1 protein-coding gene is annotated in these 566 nt (G+C 66.3%); it reads left to right on the forward strand.

The window, feature by feature from the left end; genetic code table 11:
* Positions 1 to 101 precede the first annotated feature (101 nt).
* Positions 102 to 398: a hypothetical protein gene (locus ACXJKR_RS34270; protein WP_457326660.1), complete on the forward strand. Its 297-nt coding sequence runs from the start codon at positions 102 to 104 to the stop codon at positions 396 to 398.
* The last annotated feature ends 168 nt before the right edge of the window (positions 399 to 566 follow it).

Consider the following 566-nt stretch of genomic DNA (forward strand, 5'->3'; position numbering starts at 1 on the left):
GTGCATCCACGCTGACCATCGAAACGATGGCGAGTGGTGCAGCCTGGAAGACTGCCCGCTGCCGGCCGCCGATCCCGTACTTTCACAGGGGGGGTACAGCCATGAAACGCCGCATCAAGCTCCAGGACGAGCGCAGGCGCTCGCGCTGGTTCCCGCTATCGGTCGAGCCAGCACGGCCGGGCGTCTACGAATGCGAGTGGTCGGAAGACCCCGCGTTCCAGCAGGGCGCCGAAGTCTGGTTCAACCGCTGGGACGGCGAGCAGTGGCACTACGGCATGGCTTCTCTCGAACGGCACCAGCGGGACTTCTGGGACCCGGTGCCCCGCAGTGACCGCGGCCTGAAGCGCTGGCGCGGCCTGGCCACCAATCCCATCAATGCCGGTCGCACAAAGGAATAACCATGAGCCAACTTCAGCAACACCACAAAGAGACGAACGCCGATGGCGTTGGACGCTGCTCGGTGCCGATGTGGCAAGGCGGCTGCCCGGCCGGCTTCTGCGACCAGCCGGCCTACGGCGAGCGCCCACACAGCCCCGCGACCATGAACTACTCGGCGGGCCGAATGA

The organism is Roseateles sp. P5_E11 (assembly GCF_054049355.1).